At 69.0% G+C, this 15,459-nt stretch carries 19 protein-coding genes and 1 tRNA gene; 18 read left to right on the top strand and 2 right to left on the bottom strand.

The genetic code is table 11. The annotated features are described in order from the left end of the window. Positions 1–38 precede the first annotated feature (38 nt). Together IEY82_RS12720 and IEY82_RS12715 are read left to right on the top strand one after the other, a co-directional pair. A complete protein-coding gene (locus tag IEY82_RS12720; RefSeq protein ID WP_189124293.1) occupies positions 39–578 on the top strand; it encodes an RNA polymerase sigma factor in 540 nt (179 codons plus the stop codon). Then, on the top strand, positions 565–1,476 hold the full coding sequence (locus IEY82_RS12715) for a hypothetical protein (RefSeq protein ID WP_189124292.1): 912 nt from the start codon (positions 565–567) through the stop codon (positions 1,474–1,476). The genes IEY82_RS12720 and IEY82_RS12715 overlap by 14 nt, the downstream gene beginning before the upstream one ends. Positions 1,477–1,485: 9 nt before the next feature. On the opposite strand, the gene IEY82_RS12710 is transcribed toward IEY82_RS12715, so the two are convergent. Continuing rightward, complete coding sequence (locus IEY82_RS12710) at positions 1,486–2,535, bottom strand: adenosine deaminase (RefSeq protein ID WP_189124291.1); 1,050 nt, start codon at positions 2,533–2,535, stop codon at positions 1,486–1,488. Between the two features lie 69 nt (positions 2,536–2,604). On the opposite strand from IEY82_RS12710, the gene IEY82_RS12705 reads away from it, so the two are divergent. Genes IEY82_RS12705 through IEY82_RS12690 form a run of 4 tightly spaced genes read left to right on the top strand, consistent with a single transcriptional unit; the run spans position 2,605 to position 5,203 of the window. Next, positions 2,605–3,105: a SigE family RNA polymerase sigma factor gene (locus IEY82_RS12705; RefSeq protein WP_189124290.1), complete on the top strand. Its 501-nt coding sequence runs from the start codon at positions 2,605–2,607 to the stop codon at positions 3,103–3,105. Then, positions 3,102–3,998 (top strand): PASTA domain-containing protein, encoded by an 897-nt coding sequence (locus IEY82_RS12700; RefSeq protein ID WP_189124289.1) that lies wholly within the window; start codon positions 3,102–3,104, stop codon positions 3,996–3,998. The genes IEY82_RS12705 and IEY82_RS12700 overlap by 4 nt, the downstream gene beginning before the upstream one ends. A 41-nt stretch (positions 3,999–4,039) precedes the next feature. Next, the gene (locus IEY82_RS12695) at positions 4,040–4,660 is read left to right on the top strand and encodes a hypothetical protein (RefSeq protein ID WP_189124288.1); all 621 of its coding nucleotides are present in this window, start codon (positions 4,040–4,042) and stop codon (positions 4,658–4,660) included. 42 nt (positions 4,661–4,702) lie between these two features. Further along, positions 4,703–5,203 carry a YdgH/BhsA/McbA family protein gene (locus tag IEY82_RS12690; protein ID WP_189124287.1) on the top strand — a complete coding sequence of 167 codons (501 nt, stop codon included), beginning with the start codon at positions 4,703–4,705 and terminating at the stop codon, positions 5,201–5,203. A gap of 4 nt (positions 5,204–5,207) precedes the next feature. On the opposite strand, the gene IEY82_RS12685 is transcribed toward IEY82_RS12690, so the two are convergent. After that, the gene (locus IEY82_RS12685) at positions 5,208–6,416 is read right to left on the bottom strand and encodes a pyridoxal phosphate-dependent aminotransferase (RefSeq protein WP_189124286.1); all 1,209 of its coding nucleotides are present in this window, start codon (positions 6,414–6,416) and stop codon (positions 5,208–5,210) included. A 169-nt stretch (positions 6,417–6,585) separates the two neighbouring features. Here IEY82_RS12685 and IEY82_RS12680 point away from each other — a divergent pair. From IEY82_RS12680 to IEY82_RS12625, 12 genes are all read left to right on the top strand, one after another. Beyond that, a tRNA-Trp gene (locus tag IEY82_RS12680) sits at positions 6,586–6,658 on the top strand. A 77-nt stretch (positions 6,659–6,735) separates the two neighbouring features. After that, positions 6,736–6,981 (top strand): preprotein translocase subunit SecE, encoded by a 246-nt coding sequence (gene secE / locus IEY82_RS12675; RefSeq protein ID WP_189124285.1) that lies wholly within the window; start codon positions 6,736–6,738, stop codon positions 6,979–6,981. A gap of 64 nt (positions 6,982–7,045) precedes the next feature. Next, positions 7,046–7,804: a transcription termination/antitermination protein NusG gene (gene nusG / locus IEY82_RS12670; RefSeq protein ID WP_189124284.1), complete on the top strand. Its 759-nt coding sequence runs from the start codon at positions 7,046–7,048 to the stop codon at positions 7,802–7,804. A gap of 137 nt (positions 7,805–7,941) precedes the next feature. Further along, positions 7,942–8,373: a 50S ribosomal protein L11 gene (gene rplK / locus IEY82_RS12665; RefSeq protein WP_189124283.1), complete on the top strand. Its 432-nt coding sequence runs from the start codon at positions 7,942–7,944 to the stop codon at positions 8,371–8,373. A 56-nt stretch (positions 8,374–8,429) separates the two neighbouring features. Further along, positions 8,430–9,149 carry a 50S ribosomal protein L1 gene (rplA, locus tag IEY82_RS12660; protein ID WP_189124282.1) on the top strand — a complete coding sequence of 240 codons (720 nt, stop codon included), beginning with the start codon at positions 8,430–8,432 and terminating at the stop codon, positions 9,147–9,149. Positions 9,150–9,305: 156 nt separating this feature from the next. Beyond that, a complete protein-coding gene (locus tag IEY82_RS12655) occupies positions 9,306–10,133 on the top strand; it encodes an SCO4651 family lipoprotein (RefSeq protein WP_225263194.1) in 828 nt (275 codons plus the stop codon). A gap of 238 nt (positions 10,134–10,371) precedes the next feature. After that, entirely contained in the window at positions 10,372–10,896 is a 525-nt protein-coding gene (gene rplJ, locus IEY82_RS12650) for a 50S ribosomal protein L10 (protein WP_189124281.1), read from the top strand. Between the two features lie 69 nt (positions 10,897–10,965). After that, a complete protein-coding gene (rplL, locus tag IEY82_RS12645) occupies positions 10,966–11,358 on the top strand; it encodes a 50S ribosomal protein L7/L12 (RefSeq protein WP_189124280.1) in 393 nt (130 codons plus the stop codon). Between the two features lie 249 nt (positions 11,359–11,607). Beyond that, positions 11,608–12,609 (top strand): ABC transporter ATP-binding protein, encoded by a 1,002-nt coding sequence (locus tag IEY82_RS12640; RefSeq protein WP_189124279.1) that lies wholly within the window; start codon positions 11,608–11,610, stop codon positions 12,607–12,609. Positions 12,610–12,701: 92 nt separating this feature from the next. Continuing rightward, the gene (locus IEY82_RS12635; protein WP_189124278.1) at positions 12,702–13,202 is read left to right on the top strand and encodes an Rv1363c family protein; all 501 of its coding nucleotides are present in this window, start codon (positions 12,702–12,704) and stop codon (positions 13,200–13,202) included. Further along, complete coding sequence (locus IEY82_RS12630) at positions 13,199–13,693, top strand: Rv1363c family protein (RefSeq protein WP_225263192.1); 495 nt, start codon at positions 13,199–13,201, stop codon at positions 13,691–13,693. Before IEY82_RS12635 ends, IEY82_RS12630 begins: the two co-directional genes overlap by 4 nt. Before the next feature lie 437 nt (positions 13,694–14,130). Then, a partial coding sequence (locus IEY82_RS12625; RefSeq protein WP_506336433.1) for a DNA-directed RNA polymerase subunit beta family protein occupies positions 14,131–15,459 on the top strand: 1,329 nt, incomplete at its 3' end.

Below are 15,459 nucleotides of genomic sequence, written 5' to 3'. Positions count from 1 at the left end.
CCCTTGGTGCCCTGTTCTGGGATGGAATCTGATTCGCCATGGACGACGACGAGGCGATCGGCCGCTCACTCGCCGGTGACCTGAGCGCCTACGAGGCGCTGGTCACCCGCTACAGCGCGCTCGCCCACCGTACGGCCGCCCTGCTGGGAGCGGGGGACGAGGCGGAGGACGTGGTGCAGGAGGCGTTCGTCAAGGCGTTCAGGCACCTGTCGTCGTTCCGCCGCGACGCGCCGTTCCGGCCGTGGCTGCTGCGCATCGTGGCCAACGAGACCCACAACCTCAACCGTTCGCGCGGGCGCAGGTCCGAGCTGACCGCGCGCCTCGGCGCCACGGCCGAGGTCGCGGCCCCGGACGACCCGGCGGGCACCGCGGTGGCCACCGACCGCCGCGCCCGCCTCCTGGACGCGGTGCGCCGGCTGCCCGAACGGGAACGCCAGGCCGTGGTCTGCCGGTACTTCTTACAGCTGTCCGAAGCGGAGACCGCCCAGGTGCTCGACTGGCCCCTGGGCACCGTCAAGTCCAGCACCCATCGCGGTCTGGCCCGGCTCAGAGAGGGGGTGGGCGGTGAGCTCGCATGAGTCGTTCGACGACCTCGAAGCCCGGCTTCTCGACCTGGGCGCCTCACTCGACGTCCCCGCGCCGCCGCCCGCCGACGTGGCCGCCGCGGTCCGCACCCGCCTCGCCACCGGCGCCACCCCGGAGAGCGCCTCCGGGACCGCGCCCGAGCCCGCGCCCGAGCCCGCGCCCGGGACCGCGCCCGGGACCGCGCCCGGGACCGCGCCCGGGACCGCGCCCGAGCCCGCGCCCGAGCCCGCGCCCGAGACGCCCGCGCCCAAGCCCGCTCCTGAGCTGGCTCCTGAGCCTGCCCGGAAGCGGCGGCCGGCTCGGCCTGGCATCCGGCGCAGGAGGTGGACGGTCGTCGTGGCCGTGGTGCTCGCCGTCGTCGCCGTCACGGCCGCCACCCCCCAGGGGCGGGCGGCGGTCACCGCGATCCTCAGGTACGCCGGCATCGAGCTGCGCCTGGGCGAGACCCCGGCACCGGTGATCACCCCCACCACGCTGCCGGGGGAGCGCGAGGTCGAGCCGAGGAGGCTGGGCTCCCTGGTCGCCTTCACGGTCAGGACCCCGGCCGCCCTGGGCCCGCCCAGCGCGGCCACGGTCGGCGACGACGGGCGGGTGGCGTCGATGTTCTGGCCGGACGGCATCCGGCTCGACCAGTTCGACGGCACCATGGAGCCCTTCTTCTTCAAGCGGCTGGGCCCGCCCCATCCCCAGGACGTGCCGCTCGGCACCACCACGGCCTGGTGGATCGGCGGCAGCCACCCGCTCGGCTACATCGAGCGCGACGACGGCACCTCGGTCCCGCTGCGTCAGGCGGCCCCGACCCTCATCTGGCAGTCGGGCGCCGTCGGTTACCGCCTGGAAGGCGCCGGGACCAAGGAACGAGCCGCGGAGATCGCCGCCTCACTCCGCTGACGAGCCGCCTCACTGGGGTGACGACTCCGCTGACGACTCCGGTGGGGGAGTCATCAGCCAGTCGTCGATCTCCTTCATCAGCTCCTTGCGCAGCGCCTCCGGCGCGGACGACGACCTGATCGACTGCCGCGCCAGCTCGGCGATCTCGCCGTCGCGGAAGGCGTACACGTCGCGTGCCAGCTCGTACTGCCGCAACAGCCGCGAACCGAACAGCAGCGGGTCGTCGGAGCCCAGCGCGATCGGCACCCCCGAGTCGAACAGCCGCCGCACCGGCACGTCGGCGGCCCGTTCGGCCACCCCGAGCCCGACGTTGGAGGTGGGGCAGACCTCGCAGCAGATCTGCCGGTCGGCCAGCCGCTCCATCAGCCGCTGGTCCTCGGCCGCCCGGATCCCGTGGCCCACGCGGTCGGCCTCCAGGTCGTCGACGCACTGCGCGATGCTGCGCGGCCCGAGCAACTCGCCCCCGTGGGGCACGGCCAGCAGCCCCGCCCGCTTGGCGATCCTGAACGCCCGGTCGAAGTCGCGCGCCTGCGCCCGTCGCTCGTCATTGGACAGCCCGAACCCGACGACGCCCTTGCCGGCGTACTGGGCGGCCAGCCGGGCCAGCGTGTTGGCGTCGAGCGGATGCCGGGTGCGGTTGGCCGCGACGACCACCGCCATCCCGATGCCCGCCCGCTCGGCCGCCCTGGCCGCCGCGTCCAGCACCAGCTCCAGCGTGGCCGTCAGCCCGCCGAAGCGTTGCGCGTAGCCCGAGGGATCGACCTGGATCTCCAGCCACCTCGACCCGGCGGTCGCCTCGTCCTCGGCCGTCTCCAGGAGCAGCCGGTAGACGTGCTCGGGCTTGGCCAGCACCGACCGGGCGATGTCGTACAGCCGCTGGAACCTGAACCAGCCCCGCTCGTCGGTGGCCCGCAACCGGGGCGGCCAGTCCTGTTCGAGCGCGTCGGGTAGGTGCAGCCCCTGCTCCCTGGCCAGCTCGATCAACGTCGAGTGCCGCATGGACCCGGTGAAGTGCAGGTGCAGATGTGCCTTGGGCAGCTTGTCTAGCGGACGTGGCATTTCCATATCCTGCCACTCAACCCGGGGGAGGATTCGTGCGTTGGGGAGGGCGAAAGGGGACCCTTGCCTATGACGGACGAAGACGAAGCGGCATTCGACGAGTTCCTCGCCGCGCGGAGCACCTCGCTCCTGCGCACGGCGATCCTGGTCTGCGGTGCGACCAGGCATGACGCCGAGGATCTCGTCCAGCACGCGCTGGAGAAGACCTACCGGCACTGGTCCCGGATCCGGCGCGACAACCCCGAGGCGTACGCCCGCAGGATCGTGGTGAACGCGGCCATCAGCAGGGCGCGCCGGAACCGGGTGATCCGGGAGATCACGTTCGCCCGGCCACCCGACACCCCCGCGAACTCTCCCGACCTCGACCTGCGTGACGCGCTCATCGAGGAGCTGCGCAGGCTGCCACCGAAGATGCGGGCCGTGCTCGTCCTGCGCTACTGGGAGGACCAGTCGGAGGCGTCGACCGCCGCCCAGCTGGGGTGCTCGGTCGGCACCGTGAAGTCCCAGGCCGCGCGCGGCCTGGCCCGGATCCGCGAACGCATGCACATCACAGAAGGAGCGTTGCAATGAAGGCAGAGGAGGCGCTCGCGCAGGCCATGGCCGACCACGTCGCCGACGTGCAGGCCTCTCCCACGCTGGGCGGGGCCGTGCGCCGCGGCCACCGCGCGCACGTGGTCAGATTCCGTACGGCCGGCGCCGCGCTCGCCACCGCCGCCGTCGCCGTGGCGGTCCCGCTGGTGCTGACCACCGGCCAGCCGGCGGCGCGGCCCGCCACCGCGCCGCTCACCACGGGCGAGAACCGGGCGGTGGTCGCGCCGGTGAAGGTGCCGTCAGTCGTGGGCATGGACGTCGCCGACGCGGTCAGGACGCTGAGGGACGCCGGGCTGGTGGTGAACGACCCCGAGACGGAGACAGCCAAGGGGAACGTGAGCCGGCAGGACCCGGCCCCGGAGACCGAAGTGGGCAAGGGAGAGGTGGTCATGCTGACCGTCGAGCCGCCCAGCTCGATGCCACAGGACCTGGGCGACCTGGGCGACGGACGGACGTTCGGCGGCATCCACCTCGGCTACCTGCCCGAGGGCCTGGCCTGGAGCAGGTGGTCGGGCAAGGACGGGTTTGGCAAGACGAGCTACACCACCACGTTCTCCCCAGGAGGCGACGAGAAGGACGGTTACGGCATCCAGGTCGTGGTGTTCGAGGGCCAGGCGGCCCGCTCCGTCCGGCAGCGGCTCAGCACCTTCCCCGGCCGCGTGGACATCGGCGGCGAGAAGGGTTACCTGACGAACGTCACCGAGGGCGGCAAGCCCGTGCGGGAGGCCGCCGACGACACGACGCTCACGATCGGCTGGGTTCCGCGCGCGGGGCTGGCCGTCGAGGTGTACCTGAGCCCCATGTACGCCGGAAAGGTCGACGGACCCGCCGAACTGAGGAAGGTCGCCGAAGGGATCGAACTGCGCGAGTAAACTCCTGGGGCAGTTGATGTCAAGCCGGGGATCGGTCGTCCATGATGCCTGAGGGGCCGAGGAGTGCTGAGTGGCGGCGGGCCGCCCTCGCGTCCGGCGCCTTCGGCGTCACCGCCCTGATCATCTACGGGCTGTTCTCCTCGGGGTTCGGGCGGCCCACGCCGACGGTCGCGGCGTCGCCCACGCCCGTTCCGGCCGTCGAGCCGGTTCCGGCGACCGGCGGTCCCGGTAGGCCCGCGGTGGGGCGGCCCGGCGGCGTCGCCGCCCCGAAGGCCACGCTCGCGGTGGTCGCCGGTGACTTCTGGCTCACCTATCTGCCCGCCGGTCTGCGGCGTACGGGCGGGGGAGCGATCCCGCCCGGCCCAGGCGTCGAAGGCGCCTGGGCCAGGTTCGGCTCCGCCGGCAGGTACGTCGAGGCGCAGGTCGAGCGCGGTACGGTGGCAGCGGACTGGGAGTCCTACCGCGAGCGGGTCTCCCTGGCGGACGCCAGGGGCACCACGATCCGCGGCCGGCCCGCCATGGTCGGCCGGCCCCCGAGCGGCGGCCGGATGATCGTCTGGCTGGAGCGGGTCGGCACCGGAGCGTGGATCCGGGTGAGCGAATCACTCGGCAGGGAGCTTCTCCCTCTTGCCGCCTCGGTGCGGGCTCCTGTAGGAGACTAAGGCTTTTCCCTGGTCACCCACTCGTATAGCCAAGGGGGGCTGATGCGGCGCCTGGCACCGGTCGTTCTCGTGCTGGCACTGTCCGGATGCGGCGCGCCGGCGGCCGAGCCCAGCCTCGCCCGCTCCAGCCCCGTCCCGGCACCCGCCGCCGAGGAGGGGCCCGCCCTGACCTGCGGGTCCGGGCCCTTGACGATCACCTACCTGCCCGAAGGGCTGACCCGGGGCCGGGGGTTCGCGCAGATCAGTTCGCTCACCGAACGACTCAAGGTGCGGGGAGCGTCCTGGCGTGGCGGCGGCGAGGAGCTGCGCGTCGGCGTCGTGTGCGGGGTGCGCTCGGCCGAGAGGTTCGCCTCGCTGGTCACCCGCTCCGCCCTCACCGCCCACCTGGGCAAGCCCGCGCTGCGCTGGCACACGCGCGGCGACGTGCGCAACTACATGTGGCTCGAACGGCCCGGCACCGCTGTCTACGTCTCGGTCACACCAGGGCTCGCCCGCGAGCTGGACCGCGTCGCCGCGGGGGTCGCCCCCAAGGAAGGCTCCTGAGCGGTCAGCGCGCCTCGGCGAGCAGCTTGGCCAGCCGGCTGACGCCCTCGACCAGGTCGTCGTCGCCCAGCGCGTAGGACAGGCGGAAGTAGCCGGGAGTGCCGAACGCCTCGCCCGGGACGACCGCGACCTCGGCCTCCTCCAGGATCAGCTCGGCCAGCTCCGCCGACGATCGCGGACGCCTGCCGCGCAGCTCCTTGCCGATGAGCTCCTTGACCGACGGGTAGGCGTAGAACGCGCCCTTCGGCTCGGGGCAGAACACGCCCGGGATCTCGTTGAGCATGCGCACCATCGTCTGGCGGCGCCGGTCGAACGCCTCGCGCATCCGCTCCACGGCCGACAGGTCACCCGAGACGGCGGCCAGCGCGGCCATCTGGGACACGTTCGCGACGTTGGAGGTGGCGTGCGACTGCAGGTTGGTCGCCGCCTTGACGACGTCGGGCGGGCCGATCAGCCAGCCGACACGCCAGCCCGTCATCGCGTAGGTCTTGGCCACTCCGTTGAGGATGACGACCCGGTCGCCCAACTCGGGAACGGCCGTGGCGATGCTGGTGAACTCGGTGTCGCCGTACACGAGATGCTCGTAGATCTCGTCGGTGACGACCCAGAGGCCGTGCTCGGCCGCCCAGCGGCCGATCGCCGCGGTCTGCTCGGGCGAGTGGACGGCGCCGGTCGGGTTGGACGGCGAGACGAACAACAGCACCTTGGTACGCGCGGTGCGCGCCGCCTCCAGCTGCTCGACGCTCGCGAGGTAGCCGGTCGTCTCGTCGGTGACGACGTCGACCTGGACGCCCCCGGCCAGCTTGACCGCCTCGGGGTAGGTCGTCCAGTAGGGCGCCACGACCAGGACCTCGTCACCCGGGTCGAGCAGCGTGGCGAACGCCTCGTAGACGGCCTGCTTGCCGCCGTTGGTGATCAGCACCTGGGACGGCTCGACCCGGTAGCCGGAGTCGCGCAGCGTCTTGGCGGCCACCGCCTGCCTGAGCTCGGGCAGCCCGCCGGCCGGGGTGTACTTGTGGAAACGGGGCTCGCGCGCCGCCGCCACCGCCGCCTCGACGATGTAGCCGGGTGTCGGAAAGTCGGGCTCGCCCGCCCCGAAACCGATGACCGGGCGGCCCGCCGCCTTCATCGCCTTGGCCTTGGCGTCCACGGCGAGCGTGGCGGACTCGGAAATCGCGGAGATCCGTGTGGAGACACGGGGTCGAGTGGACATGTCTCCATGCTCCCACGCGGCCCTCATGAGCGGCATGACCTGCGCGATCGGTTCTGGTTCGACGGAACGGCCTTTACCCCGTTACACTTTGGCCTGGTCGTGCCGCCGCATGTCGACGTGCGGTTCGGTCCAGGCAGTGAGCCGATCAGGGTAGTGTGGTTGGCGACATAGGGCACTGGCGCAATTGGTAGCGCACCGGTCTCCAAAACCGGCGGTTGGGGGTTCGAGTCCCTCGTGCCCTGCGAGTGCGGTCCGCGCAATGAAGGCGTGTAAGCGCGCCGCAACCTGCGTTGGATACCGACAGATTCAGGTGAGGACTGTGGCGATCGACACGCGCGGCGAGACCGCAGACAAGCCTAGTGGCGAGAAGAAGACTCGCACGACCCCTGCCCTTTTCTACCGGCAGGTCGTCAACGAGCTCCGCAAGGTCATCTGGCCGACACGCAAGGATCTCATCACCTATACCACGGTCGTTCTGATATTCGTTCTGATCATGGTTGCCATCGTGTACGGACTCGACAGCGCTCTCGGGTGGGCCGTGCTCCGCATCTTCGGCGGGGCCTGACCTGACGCCGCCGGAGACACCTGACGGAGTCGCCGTTCGATTCGACGAAAGAGGAAGAGTCACCGTGTCCGAGTCTTCAGTGCCGGCGGAGGAGCCCCGCGACAAGTGGGGCGACGAGTCGGAAGAGGCCGTCGAGGCCACTGAGGAGACCGTCGACGCCGAGGTCGCGGAGAGCGACGAGGCCACCGACGAGGCTCCCGCCGTCGACGAAGACGGTGACGTCCTGCCCGACGTCGACCCGATCGAAGAGTTCAAGCGTTCCCTGCGCGGTCAGCCCGGCGAGTGGTACGTGATCCACTCCTACGCCGGCTACGAGAACCGCGTGAAGTCCAACATCGAGAGCCGCAACGTGTCGCTCAACATGGAGGACTACATCTACCAGGTCGAGGTGCCGACGCACACCGTCCAGGAGTTCAAGAGCGGCAAGAAGGTGCCGGTCAAGGAGCGCGTGCTGCCCGGCTATGTGCTGGTGCGCATGGAGCTGACCGACGAGTCGTGGGCCGCGGTGCGCAACACGCCCGGTGTGACCGGCTTCGTGGGCCTGTCCAACAAGCCGAGCCCGCTCAGCATCGACGAGGTCGCCAAGCTGCTCGCCCCGGAGCCCTCCGAGGAGAGCAAGAAGGCCGCGGCCAAGACCGCCACCGGCCCGACGGTCGAGTTCGAGATCGGCGAGTCGGTCACGGTCATGGACGGCCCGTTCGCCACGCTGCCCGCCTCGGTGAGCGAGATCAGCCCCGAGTCGCAGAAGCTCAAGGTGCTCGTCTCGATCTTCGGCCGCGAGACCCCGGTGGAGCTGTCGTTCAACCAGGTCTCAAAGATCTAAGACGATCACATACACTAGTTAGTCGTCCTCACGCCCCGTGGGAGTGAGCCGAGTTCGGCGTCGCCAACGTCCGGCTCCCGGCCTTCACTCCGCGCCTGTGGGGGTTTCATGTAATCCAGGACCCGGAGAGTTCAACCATGCCTCCAAAGAAGAAAGTGGCGGCCCTGGTCAAGGTCCAGCTTCCCGCTGGCCAGGCCACGCCCGCTCCGCCTGTCGGCACCGCCCTCGGTCCGCACGGCGTCAACATCATGGACTTCGTCAAGCAGTACAACGCTGCGACGGAGGCCCAGCGGGGCAACATCATCCCCGTTGAGATCACCATCTTCGAAGACCGCAGCTTCACCTTCGTCACGAAGACGCCGCCGGCGCCCGAGCTGATCAAGAAGGCTCTGGGCATCGACAAGGGCAGCGCGGTCCCGCACAAGGACAAGGTCGGCAAGCTCAGCCGCGAGCAGCTTCGCAGCATCGCCGAGACCAAGATGCCCGACCTCAACGCCAACGACGTCGAGGCCGCCGAGAAGATCATCGCCGGCACCGCCCGGTCGATGGGCATCACCGTCGCCGACTGAGACTTTTTCGACCCGTGGGAGGGCCGGCACGGCCCGCGCACCACTAGGAGACAGACATGCAGCGCAGCAAGGCGCACAAGGACGCCGCGGCGAAGATCGACCGCGACAAGCTCTACTCACCCGCCGAGGCGGCGAAGCTCGCCAAGGAGACCTCGGCCACCAAGTTCGACGCCACCGTTGAGGTGGCGCTGCGACTGGGTGTCGACCCTCGCAAGGCCGACCAGATCGTGCGCGGCACGGTCAACCTTCCGCACGGCACCGGCAAGACCGCCCGGGTCCTGGTCTTCGCGACCGGTGACCGTGCCGAGGCGGCCCGCGAGGCGGGCGCCGACATCGTCGGCGCCGACGAGCTGATCGACGAGATCGCCAAGGGCAACCGCCTCGGCGAGTTCGACGCGGTCGTGGCCACGCCCGACCTCATGGGCAAGGTCGGCCGTCTCGGCCGGGTCCTCGGCCCCCGCGGTCTCATGCCCAACCCCAAGACCGGCACCGTGACGCCCGACGTCGCCAAGGCCGTGACCGAGATCAAGGGCGGAAAGATCGAGTTCCGCACCGACCGGCAGGCCAACCTGCACTTCATCATCGGCAAGACGTCGTTCGGTGACCGCCAGCTCATCGAGAACTACGCCGCCGCCCTCGACGAGGTGCTCAGGCTCAAGCCGTCGGCCGCCAAGGGCCGCTACGTCAAGAAGGTCACCTTCTCGACGACCATGGGCCCCGGCGTCCCGGTCGACCCCAACGCCACCCGCGGCCTCACCGCCGACCTGGAGGCGTGAGCGGGTCAACGCGCTCCCCTGAACGGCCTCCGCCCGATCGTCGGGCGGGGGCCGTTCGCGTTCCCGGCATCCCGGCGGTCCGGGATGACCCTGGGTTTTCCCCGAGATCTTGCGGGAAGTCGCCATGTTCCGAGCGCCTACACGTAGGGTCAAAACATGCTGAAGCGCAGGATTAATCTCGCCACCGCCGCGGCCGGCGCCGCACTGGTCGCGGTCGCCGTAGCCGGTTGCGGGTCGAACGCGCAACCTATCCAGGTCAACCTGGCCGCCTCCGAGGTGCTCGCGCAGGCCGCGCAGAAGACCGCGGAGGTCACCAGCTACACCGTCGACGCCGTCGTAGAAACGGCGCATCCCCAGGAGAGCAAGGGCAAGGTCCAGGGCCGGATGCTCTACCAGAGCAAGCCGCAGCTCGCCGCCGACCTCACCCTCGACACCCTCGACATGGGCGGCAAGGGCCTGCCCGGCGGCGTGCGCGCCGTCCTGCAGGGCGACGTCGTCTACGTCAAGGTCGAGGCCCTCAAGGAGCTCGTCGGCGCGACCAAGCCGTGGATCAAGGTGTCGCTCTCCGAGATGGGCGGCTCCGGTGAGGTGAAGCAGTACCTCGACCAGATCCAGCAGTTCGACCTGGCCAGCGTCACCAAGATGGTTACGGCGTCGAAGGACGTGAAGTCCGTCGGCACCGAGAGCGTCGACGGCGCCGACACCACCCACTACAGCGGCACGTTCCCCGTGGACGTGGCGGTCCAGCAGCTCCCCGCCGACCAGCGGGAGCAGGCGAGCCGCAACCTCGCGGAGCTCAAGGACGTCAAGTTCGACATCTGGGTCGACAGTGACGGCCTGCCCCGCAAGCTCGCGCTGAGCGGTGCCAAGGAGGGCGCCACGCTCAACGCCACCCTGTTCTTCAAGGGCTTCAACGAGCCGGTGAAGATCGAGGCTCCGCCTGCCGACCAGGTCGGTGAGCTGCCGAAGGGCACCACCAACTGAGAACGATTTGGAAACTCGGCGACCAGGCCGTAGTCTGGTCGATGCCAAAGACCGTCGGTCGTCGTCAGGTGCCTCATGACCTGGCGACCGAAGGATCCGCTTTCTGCGGACGGCCCACGCAGGTGTGAATACGAGTTTCCCGCATGGTGATCCATGCGTACGAGCCCCGTGTGCGCCCTGCGCCCGGGGCTGTTCTCATTCTCGGGACTTCGCCGGCGGCACATCTGGAAGGAGGCCCATGGCGAGGGCGGATAAGGCGACAGCGGTTGCCGAGCTCAAGAACGAGTTCGAAGGCAGCGCTGCCGCCGTTCTGACCGAGTACCGCGGTCTCACCGTCGCCCAGCTCAAGCAGCTGCGCGTCTCTCTCGGTGAGAATGCGAAGTTCGCCGTGGCGAAGAACACCCTGACCAAGATCGCGGCCAATGAGGCGGGTATGTCGGGTCTCGACGACCTGCTCACCGGTCCCACCGCGATCGCCTTCGTCAACGGCGACGTTGTCGAGGCGGCCAAGGGTCTGCGTGACTTCGCCAAGGCCAATCCCCTTCTGGTGATCAAGGGCGGCGTCCTCGACGGCAAGAAGCTGGACGCAGCCGAGATCACCAAGCTCGCCGACCTCGAGTCCCGCGAGGTCCTCCTCGCGAAGCTTGCTGGCGCGATCAAGGCGAAGCAGAGCGCTGCTGCCGCGATGTTCGCCGCATTGCCCACCAACATGGCTCAGCTGGCCGACGCCCTTCGCGCCAAGCGCGAAGAGGCGGGCGAGTAACACGGGGATTGCCGCAGATTCCGCGGTCCCGTTCCTAAATTTCGCAAGTCCCATACGGAGGAAATCATCATGGCGAAGCTCAGCACCGACGAGCTGCTCGACGCGTTCAAGGAGATGACCCTCCTTGAGCTCTCCGAGTTCGTGAAGCAGTTCGAGGAGGTCTTCGACGTCAAGGCCGCCGCCCCCGTCGCGGTCGCCGCCGCCGCCCCGGCCGCTGCCGGTGGCGAGGCCGCCGCCGCCGAGGAGCAGGACGAGTTCGACGTCATCCTCGAGGCCGCCGGCGACAAGAAGATCCAGGTCATCAAGGAGATCCGCGCCCTCACGTCCCTCGGTCTCAAGGAGGCCAAGGACCTGGTGGACGGCGCTCCGAAGAACGTCTTCGACGGCAAGGTCAACAAGGAGCAGGCGGAGAAGGCCAAGGCCGCCCTTGAGGGCGCCGGCGCGACCGTCACCGTCAAGTAACACCTCTCGCGGCGCCGTTTCCCGGCGCTCACCGAGATCGTTTCATCCAGGAGGGGCGGTCACACCCAGGTGCCGGGTGTGCCGCCCCTTTTGCGTGCCCGGATTTCCGCGGGCCGTTCAATGCCCGTTCGGGCCGGCCCTGAGACGCCTGATAACCACCCAGCAACAAGTTATTAGAATAGGTTCCAATTTCCTCGAACGTCGCTAGCGTGATGGCAACCTGTATCCCCCGCGACGGGAAGGTGACCGGTGGGCGTCGAAGTAGTGGTCGACGGGCTGACCAAGTCGTTCGGACGGCAGGTCATCTGGGAGGACGTCTCGCTCACCCTGCCCGCGGGTGAGATCTCGGTGCTGCTGGGCCCGTCCGGCACGGGCAAGTCGGTCTTTCTGAAGACGCTGGTCGGGCTGCTCAGGCCGGACCGCGGGCACATCTGGATCGACGGCCACGACCTGGCCAACTGCACCGAGAACAAGCTCTACGAGCTGCGCCGGCTGTTCGGCGTGCTGTTCCAGGATGGCGCCCTGTTCGGCTCGCTGAGCCTGTACGACAACGTCGCCTTCCCGCTGCGCGAGCACACCAAGAGGTCCGAGTCCCAGATCCGCCAGATCGTGATGGAGAAGATGGAGCTCGTCGGCCTGGTCGGGGCCGAGGGCAAGCTGCCCGGCGAGATCTCCGGCGGGATGCGCAAGCGGGCCGGTCTGGCCAGGGCGCTGGTGCTCGACCCGGAGATCATCCTGTTCGACGAGCCTGACTCGGGGCTCGATCCGGTGCGCACCGCGTACCTGAACCAGCTCATCGTCGACCTCAACGCCGAGACCGAGGCGACGTTCCTGATCGTCACGCACGACATCAACACCGCGCGCACGGTCCCCGACGACATCGGGCTGCTGTTCAGGCGCGAGCTGGTCATGTTCGGGCCGCGCGAGATGCTGCTGTCCAGCGACGAGCCGGTGGTGCGGCAGTTCCTGAACGCCCGCAAGCACGGGCCCATCGGCATGTCGGAGGAGAAGGACATCTCCGAGCTGGAGGCGGAGGCGCAGCAGGGTCACGACCCGGGCACGCTGCCGCCGATCCCGCCGCAGCTGATGCCGAGCGGCAACCGGCTGCGCCGCACCCAGCGTCCGCCGGGCACCTGGCTGGCCGCCAACGGGGTGATCCCGCCCCAGGGCTCGTTCGTGGACGACCGCGGTCGCAACTGGCTGGAGGAGTATCCCCGCCTGATCAATGCTCACCTCAACGGCGTCAGGTAGCCGCCGCCTCTCTTACCACCTCGGCCGAATGCCGGTCTGGGGGCGGCTCGCGCGTTATGATCCCGGCGACCGGCCGGAAGGGGTGAGCAAACGTGACAGACGTCCCCGCTCGGCCGGCTCGGGTGCTCGTCGCCGTGCTGACCGTGCTCGCGGTGCTGCTGGTGGGGGCGGGTGTGTGGCTCGGCGCGCAGGCGCGCGACGAGCAGGCGAGGGCGGACGACCGGCGGGCCGTCCTCGACGCGGCGGGCACCCACGCGGTCAACCTGCTCTCACTGAACTACAAGACCATCGACACCGACGTACGACGCATTCTGGCCACCTCGACCGGCGGAGCCCGCGATGAGTACGAGAGCAACCTCCAGCGACTGAAGAGCACCACGGTCGCCAACAAGGTGACGCAGAACGGCGTGCTGCGTGCGACCGGTCTGGTCTCGCTGTCGGAGGGCAGCGCCAGGGTGCTGGTCGTGGCCGACGTGGACATCCGGTGGGAGGGGTCCAGGACACCCCCGCAGGACCGGTTCTACCGGTGGTCGATGGAGCTGACCAAGGTCGGCGGCGTCTGGCTGGTGTCGAAGGCGGTGCAGGTGCCGTGAGGACGGTCACGATCGGGCTGATGGCCGTCGTCACGGTTCTGGGCGTGGTGGTGGGGATGATGTGGTTCGACCTGAAGGCCATGCGCGACGCCGACGCCGCGGGGGTGGAGGCGCTGGCCGCGGCCCGCTCGATGGCGCCCGACCTGCTCTCGTACGACTACCGGACGATCGAGCAGGATTTGGCCCGGGCGGCCGGGCACACCACGGGCCCGCTGACCGCCCAGTACAGAGAGCTCGCCGCGACCCTGGGGAGCAAGGCCAGGGCACAGAAGACGGTGCAGACGGCGGCCGTCGTCGCGGCGGCCGTGGAGCGGGCCGAAGCCGACCGGGCGGAGATTCTGCTCTTCGTGAACACGGGCACCGTCAAGGAGGTCCCGGGCAAGGCGGAGCCCCAGCGGCAGATCAGTCAGAACCGAGCCAGGTTCGTCATGGTCCGGCAGGAGGCCCGCTGGCTCGTGGCCGACCTGTCGACGCTGATCGGCACCGCATGAGGGCCTCGGGCGTGGCGCGTCCTCCAATTGTTACCAAAAAACGAGTTTGGTGAACGCCATGCAAGGGGTACCTGAGTCACGACCACACCGGTTGTCGGCATGGGTTCGACCCTCGGTGTGACGGAGCGTTAGCCGTCCCCGTTCGCGGGTATCGTCTTGGGCCTGACGGTAGGCGCCCGGTCACACAGGGGAGAAAACCCAGCGTCCGGGCCCATAGTCGGCGAAAAGTACGGCTAGCGGGCTTGACGTATCCGCTCGAACGGGCGATGCTGCGACCAACGTGAAGCATGCAGCGAGAGCGAAGTGGACAGGCGTGTGCCGTTCGGCTACACTGCCCCTTTGCGCTGCCCTTTGACGACCCGCTCCGCTTGCTCACGTTGCGAGGTTGTCTGGCGTGCGTGTAGTCAGTCCGCCGCGAGCCCTCGGAAGGACATCTGTTGGCAGCCTCGCGCAACGCCTCCGCCGTACCCGCCGGTCCCCGTCGCGTCTCTTTTTCGCGCATCCAGGAGCCCCTCGAAGTTCCTGACCTTCTCGCCCTGCAGACCGAGTCCTTCGACTGGCTGCTCGGCAACGAGAAGTGGAAGGGCCGGGTAGAGGCGGCTCGCCAGGCCGGGCGCAAGGACGTCCCGACTCAGTCGGGCCTCGAAGAGATCTTCGAAGAGATCAGTCCCATCGAGGACTTCTCGGGGACCATGTCCTTGTCGTTCCGCGACCACCGGTTCGAACCGCCCAAGTACTCAGTAGATGAGTGCAAAGACAAGGACATGACCTTCTCCGCCCCGATGTTCGTGACGGCGGAGTTCATCAATAACACCACCGGTGAGATCAAGAGCCAGACGGTGTTCATGGGTGATTTCCCGCTCATGACGCCGAAGGGCACCTTCATCATCAACGGCACCGAGCGTGTCGTCGTCTCGCAGCTGGTCCGGTCCCCTGGAGTCTATTTCGAACGTAATGTCGACAAGACTTCGGACAAGGACCTCTACGGCTGCAAGGTCATCCCGTCCAGGGGTGCCTGGCTGGAGTTCGAGATCGACAAGCGCGACAGCGTCGGTGTGCGCATCGACCGCAAGCGCAAGCAGGCCGTCACCGTGCTTCTCAAGGCACTGGGATGGACCAACGAGAAGATCCTCGAGCGTTTCGGCCAGTACGAGTCGATGCGCGCCACCCTGGAGAAGGACCACACGTCCGGCCAGGACGACGCCCTGCTCGACATCTACCGCAAGCTGCGGCCGGGTGAGCCGCCGACCAAGGAGTCGGCGCAGACCCTGCTGGAGAACCTCTACTTCAACCCCAAGCGCTACGACCTCGCCAAGGTGGGTCGTTACAAGATCAACAAGAAGCTCGGGGTCGGTAGCGAGATCACCCAGGGCACGCTGACCGAAGAGGACATCGTCGCCACGATCGAGTACATCGTCCGGCTGCACGCCGGCGAGGACTCCATGCCGGCCGCCGCCGAGGCGCCGGTCGACACGGTGATCGTCGAGGTCGACGACATCGACCACTTCGGCAACCGCCGCCTGCGCAGCGTCGGCGAGCTCATCCAGAACCAGGTCCGTCTGGGCCTGGCCCGCATGGAGCGCGTCGTCCGCGAGCGCATGACCACGCAGGACGTCGAGGCCATCACGCCGCAGACCCTGATCAACATCCGCCCGGTCGTGGCGTCGATCAAGGAGTTCTTCGGCACCTCGCAGCTGTCCCAGTTCATGGACCAGACCAACCCGCTGGCCGGCCTGACGCACAAGCGGCGTCTGTCCGCGCTCGGC

Origin of the sequence: Nonomuraea cavernae (assembly GCF_014646355.1) — a bacterium.
GTDB lineage: Bacteria > Actinomycetota > Actinomycetes > Streptosporangiales > Streptosporangiaceae > Nonomuraea > Nonomuraea cavernae.
This window is presented reverse-complemented; position numbering and strand designations above follow the sequence as displayed.

Bases quoted from the DNA above. Each gene is read 5' to 3' on its own strand.
- IEY82_RS12720 (WP_189124293.1), top strand. From the start codon at position 39: ATGGACGACGACGAGGCGATCGGCCGCTCACTCGCCGGTGACCTGAGC.
- IEY82_RS12710 (WP_189124291.1), bottom strand. From the start codon at position 2,535: ATGCCACGTCCGCTAGACAAGCTGCCCAAGGCACATCTGCACCTGCAC.
- IEY82_RS12705 (WP_189124290.1), top strand. From the start codon at position 2,605: ATGACGGACGAAGACGAAGCGGCATTCGACGAGTTCCTCGCCGCGCGG.
- IEY82_RS12700 (WP_189124289.1), top strand. From the start codon at position 3,102: ATGAAGGCAGAGGAGGCGCTCGCGCAGGCCATGGCCGACCACGTCGCC.
- IEY82_RS12695 (WP_189124288.1), top strand. From the start codon at position 4,040: ATGATGCCTGAGGGGCCGAGGAGTGCTGAGTGGCGGCGGGCCGCCCTC.
- IEY82_RS12690 (WP_189124287.1), top strand. From the start codon at position 4,703: ATGCGGCGCCTGGCACCGGTCGTTCTCGTGCTGGCACTGTCCGGATGC.
- IEY82_RS12685 (WP_189124286.1), bottom strand. From the start codon at position 6,416: ATGTCCACTCGACCCCGTGTCTCCACACGGATCTCCGCGATTTCCGAG.
- rplK (WP_189124283.1), top strand. From the start codon at position 7,942: ATGCCTCCAAAGAAGAAAGTGGCGGCCCTGGTCAAGGTCCAGCTTCCC.
- rplA (WP_189124282.1), top strand. From the start codon at position 8,430: ATGCAGCGCAGCAAGGCGCACAAGGACGCCGCGGCGAAGATCGACCGC.
- IEY82_RS12655 (WP_225263194.1), top strand. From the start codon at position 9,306: ATGCTGAAGCGCAGGATTAATCTCGCCACCGCCGCGGCCGGCGCCGCA.
- rplJ (WP_189124281.1), top strand. From the start codon at position 10,372: ATGGCGAGGGCGGATAAGGCGACAGCGGTTGCCGAGCTCAAGAACGAG.
- rplL (WP_189124280.1), top strand. From the start codon at position 10,966: ATGGCGAAGCTCAGCACCGACGAGCTGCTCGACGCGTTCAAGGAGATG.